General features: G+C 71.6%; 17 protein-coding genes. 2 read left to right on the top strand and 15 right to left on the bottom strand.

Going from position 1 to position 15,435, the window contains the following annotated elements; all coding sequences use genetic code 11:
* The first annotated feature begins 21 nt into the window (after positions 1-21).
* On the top strand, positions 22-897 hold the full coding sequence (locus FJK98_RS11845) for a TauD/TfdA family dioxygenase (protein WP_145919072.1): 876 nt from the start codon (positions 22-24) through the stop codon (positions 895-897).
* A 48-nt stretch (positions 898-945) separates the two neighbouring features.
* On the opposite strand, the gene FJK98_RS11840 is transcribed toward FJK98_RS11845, so the two are convergent.
* Together FJK98_RS11840 and FJK98_RS11835 are read right to left on the bottom strand one after the other, a co-directional pair.
* Positions 946-2,001, bottom strand: a complete 1,056-nt coding sequence (locus FJK98_RS11840; protein WP_168222429.1) for an FAD-dependent monooxygenase — start codon at positions 1,999-2,001, stop codon at positions 946-948.
* Between the two features lie 209 nt (positions 2,002-2,210).
* On the bottom strand, positions 2,211-3,119 hold the full coding sequence (locus FJK98_RS11835) for a hydroxymethylglutaryl-CoA lyase (protein ID WP_145919070.1): 909 nt from the start codon (positions 3,117-3,119) through the stop codon (positions 2,211-2,213).
* Positions 3,120-3,194: 75 nt separating this feature from the next.
* On the opposite strand from FJK98_RS11835, the gene FJK98_RS11830 reads away from it, so the two are divergent.
* Positions 3,195-3,851 carry a GntR family transcriptional regulator gene (locus tag FJK98_RS11830; RefSeq protein ID WP_145919069.1) on the top strand — a complete coding sequence of 219 codons (657 nt, stop codon included), beginning with the start codon at positions 3,195-3,197 and terminating at the stop codon, positions 3,849-3,851.
* Between the two features lie 33 nt (positions 3,852-3,884).
* On the opposite strand, the gene FJK98_RS11825 is transcribed toward FJK98_RS11830, so the two are convergent.
* The 13 genes from FJK98_RS11825 to FJK98_RS11765 all read right to left on the bottom strand — a co-directional run bounded on the left by FJK98_RS11825 (position 3,885) and on the right by FJK98_RS11765 (position 15,415).
* A complete protein-coding gene (locus tag FJK98_RS11825; protein WP_145919068.1) occupies positions 3,885-4,844 on the bottom strand; it encodes an ABC transporter ATP-binding protein in 960 nt (319 codons plus the stop codon).
* A complete protein-coding gene (locus FJK98_RS11820) occupies positions 4,841-5,881 on the bottom strand; it encodes an ABC transporter ATP-binding protein (protein WP_145919067.1) in 1,041 nt (346 codons plus the stop codon). Before FJK98_RS11820 ends, FJK98_RS11825 begins: the two co-directional genes overlap by 4 nt.
* Complete coding sequence (locus tag FJK98_RS11815) at positions 5,878-6,744, bottom strand: ABC transporter permease (RefSeq protein WP_145919066.1); 867 nt, start codon at positions 6,742-6,744, stop codon at positions 5,878-5,880. Before FJK98_RS11815 ends, FJK98_RS11820 begins: the two co-directional genes overlap by 4 nt.
* The gene (locus tag FJK98_RS11810; RefSeq protein ID WP_145919065.1) at positions 6,737-7,750 is read right to left on the bottom strand and encodes an ABC transporter permease; all 1,014 of its coding nucleotides are present in this window, start codon (positions 7,748-7,750) and stop codon (positions 6,737-6,739) included. Before FJK98_RS11810 ends, FJK98_RS11815 begins: the two co-directional genes overlap by 8 nt.
* Positions 7,750-8,388, bottom strand: coding sequence for an isochorismatase family protein (locus FJK98_RS11805; RefSeq protein ID WP_145919064.1), 639 nt, complete (start codon positions 8,386-8,388; stop codon positions 7,750-7,752). Before FJK98_RS11805 ends, FJK98_RS11810 begins: the two co-directional genes overlap by 1 nt.
* Before the next feature lie 11 nt (positions 8,389-8,399).
* Complete coding sequence (locus tag FJK98_RS11800) at positions 8,400-9,572, bottom strand: CaiB/BaiF CoA-transferase family protein (RefSeq protein ID WP_240762761.1); 1,173 nt, start codon at positions 9,570-9,572, stop codon at positions 8,400-8,402.
* Between the two features lie 190 nt (positions 9,573-9,762).
* Positions 9,763-11,184 (bottom strand): FAD-dependent oxidoreductase, encoded by a 1,422-nt coding sequence (locus tag FJK98_RS11795; RefSeq protein ID WP_168222428.1) that lies wholly within the window; start codon positions 11,182-11,184, stop codon positions 9,763-9,765.
* Entirely contained in the window at positions 11,177-12,001 is an 825-nt protein-coding gene (locus FJK98_RS11790; RefSeq protein WP_145919061.1) for an alpha/beta fold hydrolase, read from the bottom strand. Before FJK98_RS11790 ends, FJK98_RS11795 begins: the two co-directional genes overlap by 8 nt.
* 1 nt (position 12,002) lies before the next feature.
* Positions 12,003-12,530, bottom strand: coding sequence for a BMC domain-containing protein (locus FJK98_RS11785; RefSeq protein ID WP_145919060.1), 528 nt, complete (start codon positions 12,528-12,530; stop codon positions 12,003-12,005).
* 1 nt (position 12,531) lies between these two features.
* Complete coding sequence (locus tag FJK98_RS11780) at positions 12,532-12,819, bottom strand: EutN/CcmL family microcompartment protein (protein WP_145919059.1); 288 nt, start codon at positions 12,817-12,819, stop codon at positions 12,532-12,534.
* A gap of 19 nt (positions 12,820-12,838) precedes the next feature.
* A complete protein-coding gene (locus FJK98_RS11775; protein ID WP_145919058.1) occupies positions 12,839-13,471 on the bottom strand; it encodes a hypothetical protein in 633 nt (210 codons plus the stop codon).
* A gap of 1 nt (position 13,472) precedes the next feature.
* Positions 13,473-14,633, bottom strand: coding sequence for a class I SAM-dependent methyltransferase (locus FJK98_RS11770; protein WP_145919057.1), 1,161 nt, complete (start codon positions 14,631-14,633; stop codon positions 13,473-13,475).
* Entirely contained in the window at positions 14,630-15,415 is a 786-nt protein-coding gene (locus FJK98_RS11765; RefSeq protein ID WP_145919056.1) for a hypothetical protein, read from the bottom strand. The genes FJK98_RS11770 and FJK98_RS11765 overlap by 4 nt, the downstream gene beginning before the upstream one ends.
* Positions 15,416-15,435 lie beyond the last annotated feature (20 nt).

Genomic DNA, 15,435 nt, shown 5'->3' with positions numbered 1-15,435 from the left:
CACCGGAATCAGGAGGAGCACGTGGAAGAGCACGTCCTTGCCGCCGTCGAGCGGGCGACCACCCGCCCGCCCGAGCACTACGACACCATCACCGTCCAACCGATCTCCCCGGTCATCGGCGCGGAGGTCTCCGGCGTCGACCTCGCCGGCGAGCTGACCGAGCAGCAACTGGCCGAGATCAGGCGCGCCTTCCTCACCCATCACGTGCTGGTCTTCCGCGACCAGGTGCTCACCGCCGAGGAACACAAACGCTTCGCCGGCCACTTCGGCGAGCTGCGCCAGCAGCCCCTGGCCGACCTCGACGGCGGCGACCCGGCCATCCTGGAGATCAGCGCCGGCCCGGACTCCCGTTTCGTGGCCGGCGAGGACTGGCACACCGACGGCACGGCCGAGGCCGAACCGTCGCTGGGTTCGATGCTCTACGTCACCCGGACACCGCAGATCGGCGTCGGCGGCGACACCCTCTGGGCGAACATGCACCTGGCGTACGAGATGCTCTCCCCACCGATGCGGGCCTTCCTCGACGGCCTGACCGCGATCCACGACGGGCTGATCCCCTGGCAGGGTCACACTCCCCCGCCGGAGTACGTCGTGCCCAAGAGCGAACACCCGGTCGTCGTACGCCACCCGGAGACCGGCCGTCGGCTGCTCTTCGTCAACGCCGGCTTCACCTCGCACATCGTGCAGCTCTCCCGGTACGAGAGCAGGGCGCTGCTGGACATGCTGTTCGGTTGGGTCGCCCAGCAGCCGATCCTGAGCTGCCGGGTCCGCTGGACACCCAACACGCTGGTGTTCTGGGACAACCGCTGCACCCAGCACCACGCCGTGTGGGACTACTACCCGCACTCCCGCTACGGCCAGCGGGTGACCGTCAACGGCACCCGGCCGGCCGGATGACCGCCCCCGGGGTCGCGGGCCGCAGCTGAACGCCGGCTCGACGACGGGTCAGCCGCGCACGATCTGCTCGGTGTAGGCCCAGTCGTCGTCGAGAGCGCCGTCGCGTTCCTCGGTCAGACCGGTCAGGTCCGCGCCCCGCACGCCGCCGGCCCCGGCGACCCGGTCGCGCAGGATCCGGGCCGTCACCAGGGCCGCCCGGGTGCCCTGGGCGGTGACCGGGTCCAGGTGGTATCCGGCGTCGCCGACCAGGCACCACCCGGGCCCGCTCATCGGCCGGCGCAGCATCCGCATCCGCCCGGCACCGCCGATGGGGGTGCTCCGGCGGCCGGCGGCGACGGCCGGGCCGAGGTACGGGTCGTCGCGCACCAGCCGCTCGAACGACCGCGCCGGGTGCTGCCCGGTCGCGTCGATCAGGCTCTGGTGCAGATCCAGCGCCACGCACCACCGCCCGTCACCGCAGGGGGTCGAGATGAGCACGCTGCGGTCCTGCAGGGAGAAGTACGAACGGTCGGTGGGCAGCGGCAGGTTCTCGTAGTACGCCAGCAGCGCGAACCACGGTGACTCCACAACCCGGTAGGCGACCGCCCCCACCCGTTCGGCGTTGCGGGACAGCCGGCCGTCGGCGAGCACCAGCAGGTCGCAGGTCACCTGGCTGTCCACCGCGCCGTGGCGCACGGTCGCCCCGCGTACCCGGCCGGCCTCGATCGTGAGGTCCCGCACCCGGGCCGGACGCGACACGGTGACGTTGCCCCGGCTGCGCGCTGCGGCCAGCAGCGCCGGGTCCAGCACCTCGCGGGGCACGCTCATCCGGAACGAATAGGCGTCCTCACACGGGTAGACCCGCTCGACCACGTCCTCGCCGATGCGTTGGGTGTCGCCGTAGGTACGCGGGGCACCGCAGGCCAGGACCGTCTCCAGCAGGCCGAGTGCGGACCAGGCGAGGTTGCCGGACCGGTCCCAGGTGGACTGTTGCGGCCAGAACGTGGTGGGCCGCGAGGCGTCCAGGACGAGGACCCGCTCGGCGTACGGCGCGAGCGCCCACGCGGTGGACGCCCCGGCGATCCGGCCGCCGACCACGACGACCTCCCAGTGGCCCGCGATCACGCCGGCACCGAACTGACGCGGTGGTGTTCCGCTGGGTTTCCGACGGCGTGACGCGGCACGCCCCAGTCTCCCATTCCGGCGAGACCACAAGGGAGTCCCGAATCTCCGCCGCGCACCGATCCGGCGTGTCGGTGGGACGTACCGTGTGACCGGTGCCGGGCGGCCCGCCCGGCGGGATGGGGCGGGTGGCTGGTCGGCGATCACACCGGTCAGCCCTGCGGGGGCGGTCCCGGGAACCAGCCGGCCCGACCGAGCGCACCCGGCAGGCTGGTCATGCCGAGCTGCGCACCGATCCATGCCGCCGTCTCGGTGACGCCGCGGGGGTCGAGACCGGTCGAGTGCCCGGAGCGGGCCAGGGCGTAGAGCAGGTCCTCGGTCGCGACGTTGCCGGTCGCAGCGGGGGCGAACGGGCAGCCGCCGATGCCGCCGACGCTCGCGTCGAGCGCCGTGACACCGGCCTCGACCGCCGCGAGGGCGTTGGCGATGCCGGTGTTGCGGGTGTCGTGGAAGTGGGCGCGCAGCGGTACGCCCGGAGCCGCCGTGATCGCCGCCGCGACCAGTTCCCGAACCTGCACGGGTACCCCCACCCCGATGGTGTCGGCCAACGCGATCTCGTCGGGTCCGCTGGCGGCGAGCCGACGGACGAGGTCACCGACAGCCGCCGGGGCGACGTCTCCCTCGAAGGGGCAGCCGAACGCGGCGGCCACCGTCACGCTGGCCCGTAGGCCGGCCGTGTGGGCGGCCTCGGCGATGTCGGACCAGGCCCGGACCATCGCGTCGACGGAGGCACCCTGGTTGCGTCGGCTGAAGGTCTCCGTCGCCACGACGACGCAGTTGACCTCGTCGACCCCGGTTGCGAGCGCGCGGTCCAGCCCGCGCCGGTTGAGCACCAGGCCGATGTACGACACGTCGCTGCGCCGGGGCACGCCGGCCATGACGGCTTCCGCGTCGGCCATCTGGGGTACCCGGTCCGGGCGGACGAACGACACCGCCTCGACACGTCGGGCACCCGCGTCGACACACCGCCGGATCAACTCGATCTTGCTCGACGTCGGCAGGATCTCGGACTCGTTCTGCAGGCCGTCCCGAGGGGACACCTCCACCACGTTCACCATCATGTGTATACAATCTCAGGCCGTCGGGGTAGGCGGCAAGGAGAACTGCCGCACGCCGCTCACATCACGGAGGCACGAGTGACGAATGCCGCAGAGGATGCCTACGAGGCATTGCGGGGGGCGATTCTCAGTGGCGCGATCCGCCCTCGGGAACGGCTCGGCGAGGTGGAGCTGTCCCGGCAGTTCGGGGTGAGCAGGACCCCGATCCGGGAGGCCCTGCGCCGGCTCACCGCAGAGGGCCTCGTCGTCTTCCAGCCCAATCGGGGGGCCCGGGTCGCCGAGTGGTCGCTCAGCGACCTCCAGGAGACCTACGAGATCCGGGCCCGGCTGGAGAGCTACGGTGCCGCCCTGGCCGCCCAGCGCATCGACCCCGAGCACCTGCCACGGCTGAGCCTGCTCTGTGACCAGATGGAGCAGCGGGCGCAACGGATGAGCCCGCAGGACCTGGACGAGATCGCCACCCTCAACTCCGAACTGCACGCCATCGTCATCGGCGCCGCCGCCAGCCAGCGGCTCACCTCGTTGCTGTCAGCGGTCGTGGAGGTGCCGCTGATCGTCCGGGCCTTCCGCCTCTACACCCCGGACGCGCTGGCCCGCAGCATGGCGCACCACCGCGACCTCGTCGCGGCGTTGAAGGCCCGCGACGCCGAGTGGGCGTCGAGCACCATGCGGGCCCACGTCCTGGCCGCGCGCCGGGTCCTGCTGGACGCCATGGTGAACAGCCCCGACCTCTGAGCGGGGCGGCCGGCCCGCGCCGGGGAGCCGACGTCAGCTCCCCGGCGCGCCCGGCTTGATGCAGGCCACCTCGCGGCCAACGTCGATCGGGGTCAGCCTCACCTCAGTCTGTACACAACGGTCCTCACCCACCGGACACCGTCCGTACAGCACGCAGCCCTGCACGAGCTGGGTCGGGCTCAGCGGGTCACCGACCAGTCGCGCCGGCGGCAGCTCCTGGTCGGGGTCGACGGGCAGCGCCGCGGCCAGCAAGGCCCGGGTGTACGGGTGCTGGGGGTCGGCGAACACCCGCTCGGAGGGGCCGGTCTCCACGACCCGTCCCCGGTACATCACGGCGATCCGGTCGCTGACGTACCGGACCGTGTGGATGTCGTGGGAGATGAACAGGTATCCCATGCCCAGCTCCGCCTGCAGGTCGGCGAGGAGTTGCAGGATCTGGGCGCGCACCGAGAGGTCGAGCGAGGAGGTGGGCTCGTCCAGCACGATCAGGGACGGTTCGGTCACGATGGCCCGCGCGATGCCCACCCGCTGCTGCTGTCCACCGCTGAGTTCGCCGGGATACCGCCGGGCCATGTCCGGCGAGAGGCCGACCTGTTCGATCACCCGGGCGACCCGGTCCCGACGCTCCCGCACCGGGGTCCTGGGCCGGTGGATGGCGAGGGGCTCACCGACGATGTCGCCCACCCGCATGCGGGGGTTCAGCGACTCGAACGGCTCCTGGAAGATGATCTGAAGCTTCGCGCGCATCTTCCGCAGTTCGGCGGCGGGCAGGGCCAGCACGTCGGCGCCCTCGAAGTGGACCCGTCCCCGGGTCGGTTCGATCAGCCGCAGTGCCAGCCGGCCCAGCGTCGACTTGCCGGATCCGCTCTCCCCGATGATCGCGAGGGTCTCCCCGGCGTCCACCGTCAACGACACGTCGTCGAGCGCGTAGACGGTGGTGGCGCCGCCGAGGTGGAACTCCTTGCTGACCTCCGCCAACTCCAGCAGGCTCACCGTACGGCCTCCTTCTCCTGCGGCAGGTGACAGCGGTACGTGTGACCGGACGCCGTCGTCACCGGCTCGGGAACCACCCGGGCGCACGGGTCGAAGGCGTGCGGGCAGCGTGCCTGGAAGGGACACCCGGCCGGGTAGTCGACCAGGTCCGGCAGCCGCCCGGTGAGGTGCACCAAGGGCTGGCCCGGTCGGGGAATGGCCCGGATCAGCGCCTGCGTGTACGGGTGGCCGGGCGTGCCCAGCACCTCCCGGACGGTGCCGTGCTCGATCACCTGGCCGGCGTACATCACCACCACCCGGTCGCAGTACTGGGCGACCACGCCGAGATCGTGGGTGACCAACAGCATGGAACGCTCGTGTTCCTTCACCATCGCGCGGATCAGGTCCAGGATCTGCCGCTGCACGGTCAGGTCGAGGCCGGTGGTCGGCTCGTCGGCGATGACGAAGGTCGGGTTGAGCAGCATGGCCATCGCGATGACGACCCGCTGGGCCATGCCGCCGCTGAGCTGGTGGGCGTATCCGTCGAGCACCCGGTCCGGGCCGGCGATGCCGACGTCGGCCAGTGCGGCGCGGGCCCGGTCGTGGGCCTCGCCCTCGGACCTGACGCCGTGCGCCGCCATGATCTTGGCGAACTGCCGCCGGATCCGCATCACCGGGTTGAGGGCGCTGAACGGGTTCTGCGCGATGAAGCCGATCTCCTTGCCCCGCAGCCGGCGTAACTCGGCGCCGCTGAGTGCGAGCAGGTCGACACCGTTGAAGCGGGCGGTGCCGTCGACCACCCGCCCCGGCGGGCGCACCAGCCCGAGGATCGACCGGATGGTCACCGACTTGCCGCACCCGCTCTCGCCCACCACACCGACGATCTCCGCCCGGTCGACGTGGAAGTCGACGCTGTTGACCGCGTGCACCAGGCCGGCCGGGGTGTCGAACCGGGTGGTCAGCCCGCTCACCTCCAGCAGGTGGCGACCCTCGGGGCGGCCGGCGTCCGGCACGGCGGACCGGGTACGCGACCGGCGGAGTGCGTCCAGGGCGCTCATCGCTGCCTCGCCCGGCCGAACGAGTCCTGCAACTCGTCGCTGATGGCGTTGAAGCACAGCACGGTCAGGAAGATGGCCAGTCCCGGGAACACCGAGACCCACCACTGGCCGGTGGTCATGTTCTGCGCTCCTGTCTGGATCATCGCACCCCAGCTGGCGTCGGCGGCGTTGATGCCGATGCCCAGGAAGGAGAGCGAGGCGATCACCACGATCGAGTGCGCCACCGCCAGGGACGCCTGGGCGAGGATGATGCCGGTCATGTTCGGCAGGACGTGCCGGAACATCACCCGGGGTCCGCTCGCGCCGATGGCGTGCGCCGCCTCGATGTAGCGGCTCTCCCGGATGGTGAGGCCCTCGCTGCGGACCAGCCGGACGAACCGGGGGACGTTGATGATGGCGATGGCGACCACGACGTTTTCGATGTTGTTGCCCATCAGCGCGACCAGGGCGATCGCCAGGATCAGCAACGGGAAGGCCTGGAACACGTCGAGCGCGCGGACGACGCGCTCACCCCAGGGGCCCCGGTGCAGCGCGGCCAGCCCGAGCAGGACGCCGATCACCAGGGAGATCAGCATGCCGGCGAGCGCCAGCGGGATGTCCACCCCCGCCGAGGCCACCAGGCGACTGAACACGTCGAGGCCGAACTTGTCGGTGCCCATCCAGTGCTCGCCGTCGGGTGCCGCGAGGGTGTCGGGCAGCGGCACGGCCGGGTCGTAGGGCAGCGGCGCGACGTAGGCGGCCGCCAGCATGCCGGTCAGGATGCCGGTGGGTATCCACAGCCGTAGTCGCCGGCCGCTCCTGCGCCGTCGCGTCGCCGCCGGTGCGACGACGGTGGTGGGGTCTGCGGTCAGCGTCTCAGTCATAACGCACCCTCGGATCGAGCGCCGCGACCAGGATGTCCAGTGCGGTGAAGGCCAGTAGGGTCCCGAGGCCGGCGGCCAGGATGAAGCCCTGCACGGCCGGCATGTCGAGCTGGAGGATGGAGTCGATCGCCCATTCCCCGAAGCCACCCCACGAGAAGATGGTCTCGATGATGGCCGCGCCGCCGAGCAGCGCGGCGAGCAGGATGCCACCGTAGGTCAGGATCGGGGTCCGCGCCTGGCGGAAGGCGTAGGCGAGGACGGTCCGCTCGGACAGGCCGCAGGCCCGCGCGAACTCGACCTGTTTGGACTCCAGCGCCGGCACCAGTGAGGCGTACGTGCTGCGGGCGAAGTACGCCGAGTAGTAGATCCCGAGCGTGAGCACCGGCAGCATCGAGTGCGCCAGCGCCGACCGGAAGATCGCCATGTCACCGGCGAGCAGCGAGTCGAGCAGCAGGGCCCCGGTCACGGTCGGCGGTGGCTCGTCCATCAGGCCGAGCCGACCCACCGGTGCCGGTGCCCACCCGGCCAGGTAGAAGCAGAGGTAGATGAGCAGCAGGGCCAGGAAGAAGTCGGGGATCGACTGGAACGTGGTGATGACGAACCGGGAGGTCCGGTCGGCCATGGTGCCCTTGTAGTAGGCGCCCAGCGTGCCGAGCCCCACGCCGAGGACCGCGGCGACGGTCAGGGAGAGGAGGACCAGTTCGAGCGTGGCCGGGGCGAACCGCAGGATCTCGGAGAGGATCGGCCGGTCGGTGTAGTACGACGAACCGAGGTCGCCCCGGAGCAGGCCGCCGAGGTAGTCGACGAACCGCTCCCACATCGGCCGGTCCAGGCCGAGCCGCCGCTCGATCTCGGCCAGTTCCTCCGGTGAGGCGGCCGGCCCGGCGATGACCCCGACCGGATTGCCCGGTAACGCGTTGACCAGCAGGAACGCCAGCGCGATGACGGAGAGCAGCCCCAGCGGCAGGAACAGCACCCGCCGTCGCGCGTAGCCGAGGACCCGCATCACACACCTCCGGCCGAGCCGAGCAGCGTCGTCGCCTCGTCGAGGCCGACGATGTCGGCGTACTTCGCGCCGAGGTCGAACAACGCGGCCTCGTGTGGGCGTGGGTCCCGGTCCAGGCACGCGTCGGCGACGACGAGCGGAACGAACCCGTGCTGCAACGCGTCCACCACGCTGGCCCGTACGCAGCCGCTGGTCGAACAGCCGCCGACGAGCAGGGCGTCCACCCCGAGCACCCGCAGGGTGCTGGCCAGGCTGGTGCCGAAGAACGCGCTGGCGTACTGCTTGGTCACGACCGTCTCGCCGGCGGCCGGGGCCAGTCGCGGCGGCGCGACGGCGAACGCGCCGCCGCGCTCGAAGACCCTCAGGGCGGGCACCTTCCGCACGAACAGGCCGCCGTCCTGGCTACCGGGGGCGAGTTCGACGCGGGTGTGGATCACGGGTACGCCGGTGCGCCGGGCGGTGTCCAGGAGGGTGGCGCAGGCCCGCAGGGCCGGCGGGTCCTGGTCACCGGCGAACAGCGGCGACGCCGGGTCGAGGTAGGCCTGCACGAAGTCGACCAGCAGCAGTGCCCGGCGTGAGCCGCGGCCGAGGTCCGCGCCGAAGCCGGCCCTGCGGTAGTCCACCTGAAGGTCATTCACCGTGTCCGCCTCTAGATCACGCCGCTGGTGCGCAGCCCGTCGATCTCCGCCGTCGTCAGGCCGACGACGGCGGCCAGGACCTCGTCGGTGTGCTCGCCGAGCTGCGGCCCGGTCCACCTGACCCGCCCCGGAGTGGCCGACAGCCGCGGTACGACGTTCTGCATGGGGAACTCGCCGAACTCGGGGTGCGCGACCCGGACGATCGCCTCGCGGGCGGCGAAGTGTTCGTCGCGCAGCATCTCCGGGGCCCGGTAGACCTGGCCCACCGGCACGTCGTGCGTCACCATCACCGCCATCAGCTGCTCGGTGTCGTGCTGCTCAGACCATTTCGCGATGATCCCGTCCAGCTCGGCCTGGTGGTGGCCCCGGGCGGCGTGGGTGGCGAAGCGCGGGTCGGTGCCCAGCTCCGTCATTTCCATGGCCGTCGCCAGCCGCCGGAACACGGTGTCCTGGTTGGCCGCGATGAGCACCAGCCCGTCGTCGCGGGTCGGATAGACGTTGGAGGGGGCGATGTTGGGCAGGATCGCACCGGTGCGCTCACGGACGTGACCGGCCAGGGCGTACTCGGGAAGCAGCGACTCCATCATCGCCAGCACCGCCTCGTAGATGGCGGAGTCGACGACCTGACCGCGGCCGGTCCGGTCACGCACCCGCAGCGCCAGCAGCGCGCCCAGCGCGGCGAAGGTGCCGGCCAGCGAGTCGCCGAGGCTGATGCCCACCCGGCTCGGTGGGGTGCGGGGGTCGCCGACGACGTACCGCAGGCCACCCATCGCCTCTCCGACCGAGCCGTAGCCGGGTCGTGCGGAGTAGGGGCCGTCCTGCCCGAAGCCGGAGACCTGGACCATGACCAGGCCGGGGTTGTCCGCCGACAGCTGCTCGTAGCCGAGTCCCCAGCGCTGCATCGTGCCGGGGCGGAAGTTCTCGACCACCACGTCGCACTGGGCGATCAACCGCCGGGCGACGGCCTGCCCCTCGGGTGTCCGCAGGTCGACGGTGACCGACTTCTTGTTGCGCGCCACGATCGGCCACCAGAGCGACTTGCCGTGCGGCTTCTCCTGACCCCAGTCGCGCATCGGGTCGCCCTGGCGTGGTGGCTCGCACTTGATCACTTCGGCGCCGAAGTCGGCTAGCAGCTGGCCGCAGAAGGGGCCGGCGAGCAGGGAGCCGAACTCGACCACGCGCACGCCGTGAAGCGGTCCGTCGGGGTGCAAATCGCTGGACATGAACACCTCTCATAGCAACCGCCGAGTGGTCGTTGTATACAACAACTCAATCCCACTCGCTGTCAACAACGGTTTTTCCTAGTCGTGAACACAAGGGGGTACACAGTCGGACATTCGTGCATACAGAACAGTCGGGATCAGGCTGCGGTGATCACGTCTGCCCGCCCAGCCGCCGGCCGAGCAGCCGCCCGAACGCCAGCGCCGGGGTCACCGCCATCCCGCCGCAGAACGCGGCCCCGCTGGTGGCCCCCATCCCGAGGGCCTCCCCGATGGCGAACAGCCCGGGCACCACACCGCCACCGGCACGCCGGACCCGCAGACCGGTGTCGACGTCCAATCCGCCGAAGCTGCACAACAGCGCGGCCACCGACCGCACCGCGTAGAAGGGCGGTCGGCCGATCCGGTGGTCGAGGGCCTGCCGCCCCCACGGATCCTCGCCCCGGTCGACCGCCAGGTTGTACTCGCGCACCGTGCGCGCCAGCCCTGCCGGGTCGATCCCCGCCCGGCGGGCGAGACCCACGAGGTCGTCGGCGACCCAGGCGGTGTCCCCCCGGGCCACCTCGGCCCGAAACCGCCCGGCGTCCCACGCCGGCACCAACGGCGCGCCCGCCACCACGCCGGCCTCGTCGCCGACGATCCAGAACTCGGCCCCGCGCTGTTCCTGCACGGCCCGCTCGTGGCGCGTGACGTCGTCGAGGTCCTCGGCGACGAAGCGTTCCCCGGCCGCGTTCACCCAGATCTCCCGGGGCGGACGCTCCGCCGGCGCGAGGCTCGCCAGCTCCGACCAGAAGTCCACCCGACCCGGCTGCGAGCGGCGTTCGAGCAGGCCGAGGCGGGGAGTGTGCAGGTCGCCGAAGCGGACATGCGCCCCCAGCGGCACCGCCATGTCGATCGCGGCACCCGTCGAGGTCGGGACCGCGTTGGTCACCAGGCGTGGTCCGCCCGGCGTCAGCGCGGCGAACAGGTCGGGATTGGCCCCGTAGCCGCCCGAGGCGAGGACCGTGACGCCCGCGCGCAGCTCCCGGGGCCCCTCGGGGGTGCGCACGACGGCACCGGTGACCGCCCCGCCCCCGCTGGTCAGGCGTTCGGCGCGGGAACGCAGCCGCAGCCGGATCCTCCCCCGGGCCACCTGCTCGTCGAGCATGGGCCGCAGCGTCTCGCGGATCGACCGCCCGTGCCCGACACCCCAGTACGTCCGGGGCCGGGAGTACGGCGAGTGCCCGTGGTAGACCACCGGCGTGCCGGGGGCGAACGGGAAGCCGTTGTCGTCCAACCAGTCGACGACCCCGGCGGCCTCGTCGACGGCGAGCCGGATGAGGGCATGGTCCCCCTGCTGGTGTCCGATGCGCAGCACGTCGGCGTAGTGCCGGTCCGAGTCGTCGTCGATGCCCGCCCGCCGCTGCCGGCGGGTACCCGCAGCGCTCAGGTGCCCTGCCGACACCCGCAGCGTGCCGCCGATGTCGGCGTCCGCCTCGATCAGCTCGACCCGCAGCCCGGCCCGGGCGGCCTCGACCGCGCAGGGCAGGCCGGCGGTGCCGGCCCCGATGACCAGCACATCGGCGTCCTCAGCCACGACGCCCCTCCTCAGTCGGAGACGGCCGCTGGGTCGGTGGCTCCGGACCGGTGACGAAGGACGACAGCACCGAGGCGAACTCCTCCGGCACCCGCCACGGCAGCTGGCCGGTGGTGTCGGTGAGCCGGACGGCCTTCGCGTCGGGACGGATCGTCAGCGCGAGCGCGTCGCAGTGGGCGAGCATGTCCCGTTCGGCGGTCAGCAGCAGCACCGGGCAGGGCAGGGCCCGCAACGGCTCCACCGGGTCGTACCCGAAGGCGGCCCGGTACGACCAGTTGTACCTGCCGAAGACCGACGCGATGTTCGCCACGGCGAGGTTGACCAGTTCCGGGGGACGTTCCCACAGCTGCGCGTACCGCGTCCACAGGTCCCGCAGGTGCCCACCGTCCGGATCGATCGGCCGGTCCGGCGCCCACGAGGCACCCAGTTCCTCACGTTCGGCCCGGTCGAGGACGAGTCCGGACAGGACCGCGTGGGTGACCCGGCCGGGCGCCGCGAGGTGGGCGACCGCGAGTGCCAGGGAGGCGCCGGTGTGCTGACCGACGACGGCGAACGTCTCGATGCCCAGCGTGTCGATCGCCTGCAGCAGCAGGCGGGCGTAGCCGGGGATGTCCAGGGGATGCGGGGGCGGGTCGGAGAGCCCGTAGCCGGGGGTGTCGAAGGCGTAGGCGCGCAGCGACCGGCCGAGGGCGGGCATGGCCGGGGCGAAGACGTTGGACGCCTGCGGCGACTCGTGGAACAACACCACCGTGGGCCCCTGGACGCCGCTGGCCCGGTAGTGGATCTGCGCACCGTCCGGGCCGACGTATCCGCGCATGTCACGTCCCTCCTGGCTGGTCGGTCGGTGCGCCGGGTGACGGTCCGGGCCCGCCGGTCGACGGTGGCGCCGGCCGCTTGCGGGTGCCCGGCCGTGTGGCCCGCCGCTTCGGGACGGTGCCGCTCGCGCCGGGATCGCCGGTGCCCGTGGCCCGGTCCGGTGGGCCGGTCGGCTCGGGTGCGGCGGGTTCAGCCGGCGGGCTCGGCGCCTCGGCCGCGCTGGTGGCTGGCGGGCGCTGCTCGCCCGGGGCGGTGTCTCGGAAGAGATCCGCCGGCACGGCGGGTCGGCCGATGACGGTCGAGGTGAGCGACCCACCGGTTGCCGTGACGGCCTGCCGGGCGCTCTCGGCCGCCGCCGTCACCGAGGCGATGTCACCGATGAACGACACCGTGACGAGACCGCCACCGATTCGTCGCACGCCGATCACTGTCACTTCGGCAGCCTTCGTCATCGCGTCGACGGCGACGATCGCGGCGGCCAGTCCCTGCGTCTCGACGACGCCGAGGGCACCCGCATCCCAGAGGTCCACGTCAGTCCTTTACGTAGTTGACCCATGTGTCGGTCTCCAGCCGGTCGACGATCGCGACGATGGTGGAGTCCACGGGCGCCTGGGTGGGTTGCCGATCGGCCAGCCGCGCGGCTCCACCGGTGGCGATGAGGACGACCTCTCCCCGACCGGCGCCGACCGTGTCGACCGCGACGAACGGCTCCGCAGCGGGCGTCTCCCCCAGGGGCACGACGACGAGCAGCTTGGCTCCGGTCAGTGCGTCGGCCTTGACGGTGCTGACGACCGATCCGATCACCCGGGCGATACGCACTCCGGATCACCTCGTTTCACTAGCGTCGTTTGGACCAGGGCTTGGTGTCGAAGGCCTGCCGGACGGCGTCCCGCGCCGAGTCGACCTCCGAGTGCAGGCCCGAGACCCACAGCCGGCCGAACTGACCGACCCCCCGGACATCCACGATCTTGATGTCCGCCGATTTCTCCACCTCGTTGCCGACGGCCGAGATGTAGGCCGCCGGCTCGCACTCGACGACGAGCATCGACTCACCGGCCACCAGCAGCGAACCCTTGCGGGAGCGGTTCACCAGCTGCGCCTGGTAGGCGTCGATGTTGGAGATCATCTTGGCCGACACCAGTTCCGCCGGTCGCGCGTCCGCCTCGGTCATCTTGAGCAGGTCGAGGATGGTCCGGCCGGCCTGGTGGACCGCGTCCTGCGACACCGAGTGCAGTTCCGTCATGCCGTACTGCCGCTCGACGACCTGGGAACCGGGACGGACCCCGGCGGCCTTGACGGCCGCGTCGACCAGCGCGTAGACGTCACTGCCCGGGGAGATCTCCAGATAGAGCTGGGACATCCCCTCGACGACGGGGTCCCCCGACATCACGCTACCGAGCAGGGCCGCCATCTGCGGTTGCAGCCGGTCCACGAACGCGTACGTCCGCAGTTCAACATTGCTGTGCGGCATGTCAGCGCCTGCCCACCAGCAGCGCGAGGGTGCCACTGCGTTGCCGCTCGCCGCTCTGTAGCACCCGACCGGTCGGGGCGGTGACCTCCTCGACGCACTCCCGCTTGCAGGACAGCTCCGAGCAGTCGCCGGTGAATCCCGCGTCCCGGGCGGCCTGGACGAGATCCATGTCCCGCATCGGGCCCCAGAAGGGCTCGTTGTTGTTCCAGGTGTCCCAGTCGATGAGGAACTGCACCAGCGGGTCCAGCCCCGCGTAGCCCGGGAAGTCAGCGTGGATCATGATGCCGCCGGGGGCCAGCAGCCGGTGACACTCCTTCAGGACCGCGCGGACCGCGTCCGGTGGCATCTCGTGCAGCAGAATGTGTGAGACGACCAGGTCGAAGTGGCCCGAGGGGAACGTCGTCGCCTCGGCGTTCTGCTGCGAGAAGTGCACCTTCCGGCCGAGGGACTCCGCCCGACCGTGGGCGTACCGGAGCAGGGCCGCGCCGACGTCGATGCCGTGCACCTCGGCGTCCGGGTAGGCCTCGACGTACGGCAGTGTCGAGTTGCCCACCCCGCATCCGACCTCCAGGATGCGGCGGGGACGGAAGTCCCGGTGCTCCTTCTTGAGGTAGTTGTTGACCACGGATTGGCCGTAGTCGTCGTTGAGCGCACCCATCTGGCCCATGGCGTACACGTAGACGCCCCGGTCGTAGAGGGCCCCGACGGTGAGGTCGTCCGGTGCGTACTCGCCCCGGTAGCCACCGGGCATGGCGTGGATGTCGATGCCCCAGAAGTACCAGGGCAGCGTGAAGTCGGGATCGAGTTCGAGCGAACCGAGTTTCCGCCCTGCGGTGTCCGCCCGCGCCTTCAGGTCGTCGAGCTGGCGGGCGATGCTGTCCGACACCACGTTCCAGAGCAGATCCTGGCTCGCCCGGCGGACGGAGCTCCAGAGCTGGTAGTACGGCTCCGGTTCCATCACCCGGCGCACCGTCTCCCGGTCCCGGGGCGCGACTCCCATCTCGCGTTGGTACCGGGGTGCCACGCGGTGCACGTACAGCTCCCGCACCCCGGGCGTCACGTCGGTGGAGATGTGCGACTTCAGTGCCCGGACGAAGTTCTCCCGGGCGAGTTCGTCGTGGTTCTCCTGCGGCAACAGGCCGTGCCGCTGCTGTTGCTTCACTGTCCCTCCCCCACCTGCGTGAAAGCCCGTCGGATGACCTCCCGGTACGACTCCGGGGTCTCCTCCCGCACGATCTCCTCACGCCATTCGTAGAAGACCCGCAGCACGCGGGCGACGAAGGCCGCCGCCTCGGTGTCGCGGACCTGCGCGTCCTGCGCGGAGACGGTGAAGTCGTCCACCGCGCCACGGTCCAGCACGCGCCGGTCGGCGAGCAGCTGTTCCAGCGTCATCACCCGCTCGCGCAGCACCCATACCTCGGACGAGAGGGTCACCAGCGTCGAGACGACGGCCTCCATGCCCGGCTCCGCGAAGAACTGGGGACGTGCCCCCTTGGCCTTCTTGGGCAGTTGCTGCCCGGGCAGCGGCTGCGCCTGCTCCGGGCTGCCCACCCCGGGCCCACCGAACGCGCCGAGCGCCCGCAGGGTCTCGTTGGCGACCGTCGACGCGTCCGCGTCCGGGTTCGCCGACTGGACGGCGGCGGCGATGGTACGGATGGTCCGCTCCGCCTCCTGCGCACCCTCGCAGCCGCACGAGCAGCCGTCGGCGTCGTCGCATCCACCCGTCGTCGCGCCCGGGCCGTCCGCCGCCTTGTCGTCGTCGCGGACCGGCCCGATTGGTGTCGTCGGCGCGTCCTGCCCGGCGCGGCGGATGTCGATGCCCAGGCCCCGGGCGATGTCCGCCGCGTGCGGCGAGATCAGGTCACGCGGGCCCAGCAGGATCTCGCGCGGCTCGTGCGATCGGGCGACGTCTTCGATATCGACAGCAGTCCATACCCGACTCATGTGTCAACTCCTTCGGTGAG

Origin of the sequence: Micromonospora sp. HM134 (genome assembly GCF_007833915.1) — a bacterium.
Taxonomy (GTDB): Bacteria; Actinomycetota; Actinomycetes; order Mycobacteriales; family Micromonosporaceae; genus Micromonospora; species Micromonospora wenchangensis.
The sequence above is the reverse complement of the archived record's forward strand: the minus strand, read 5'-3'. Positions and strand labels throughout refer to the sequence as shown.

Coding starts and splice junctions, on each gene's coding strand:
- FJK98_RS11815 (WP_145919066.1), bottom strand. CDS start 6,744: ATGACTGAGACGCTGACCGCAGACCCCACCACCGTCGTCGCACCGGCG.
- FJK98_RS11810 (WP_145919065.1), bottom strand. CDS start 7,750: ATGCGGGTCCTCGGCTACGCGCGACGGCGGGTGCTGTTCCTGCCGCTG.
- FJK98_RS11775 (WP_145919058.1), bottom strand. CDS start 13,471: ATGCCGCACAGCAATGTTGAACTGCGGACGTACGCGTTCGTGGACCGG.
- FJK98_RS11765 (WP_145919056.1), bottom strand. CDS start 15,415: ATGAGTCGGGTATGGACTGCTGTCGATATCGAAGACGTCGCCCGATCG.
- FJK98_RS11790 (WP_145919061.1), bottom strand. CDS start 12,001: ATGCGCGGATACGTCGGCCCGGACGGTGCGCAGATCCACTACCGGGCC.
- FJK98_RS11820 (WP_145919067.1), bottom strand. CDS start 5,881: ATGAGCGCCCTGGACGCACTCCGCCGGTCGCGTACCCGGTCCGCCGTG.
- FJK98_RS11835 (WP_145919070.1), bottom strand. CDS start 3,119: ATGATGGTGAACGTGGTGGAGGTGTCCCCTCGGGACGGCCTGCAGAAC.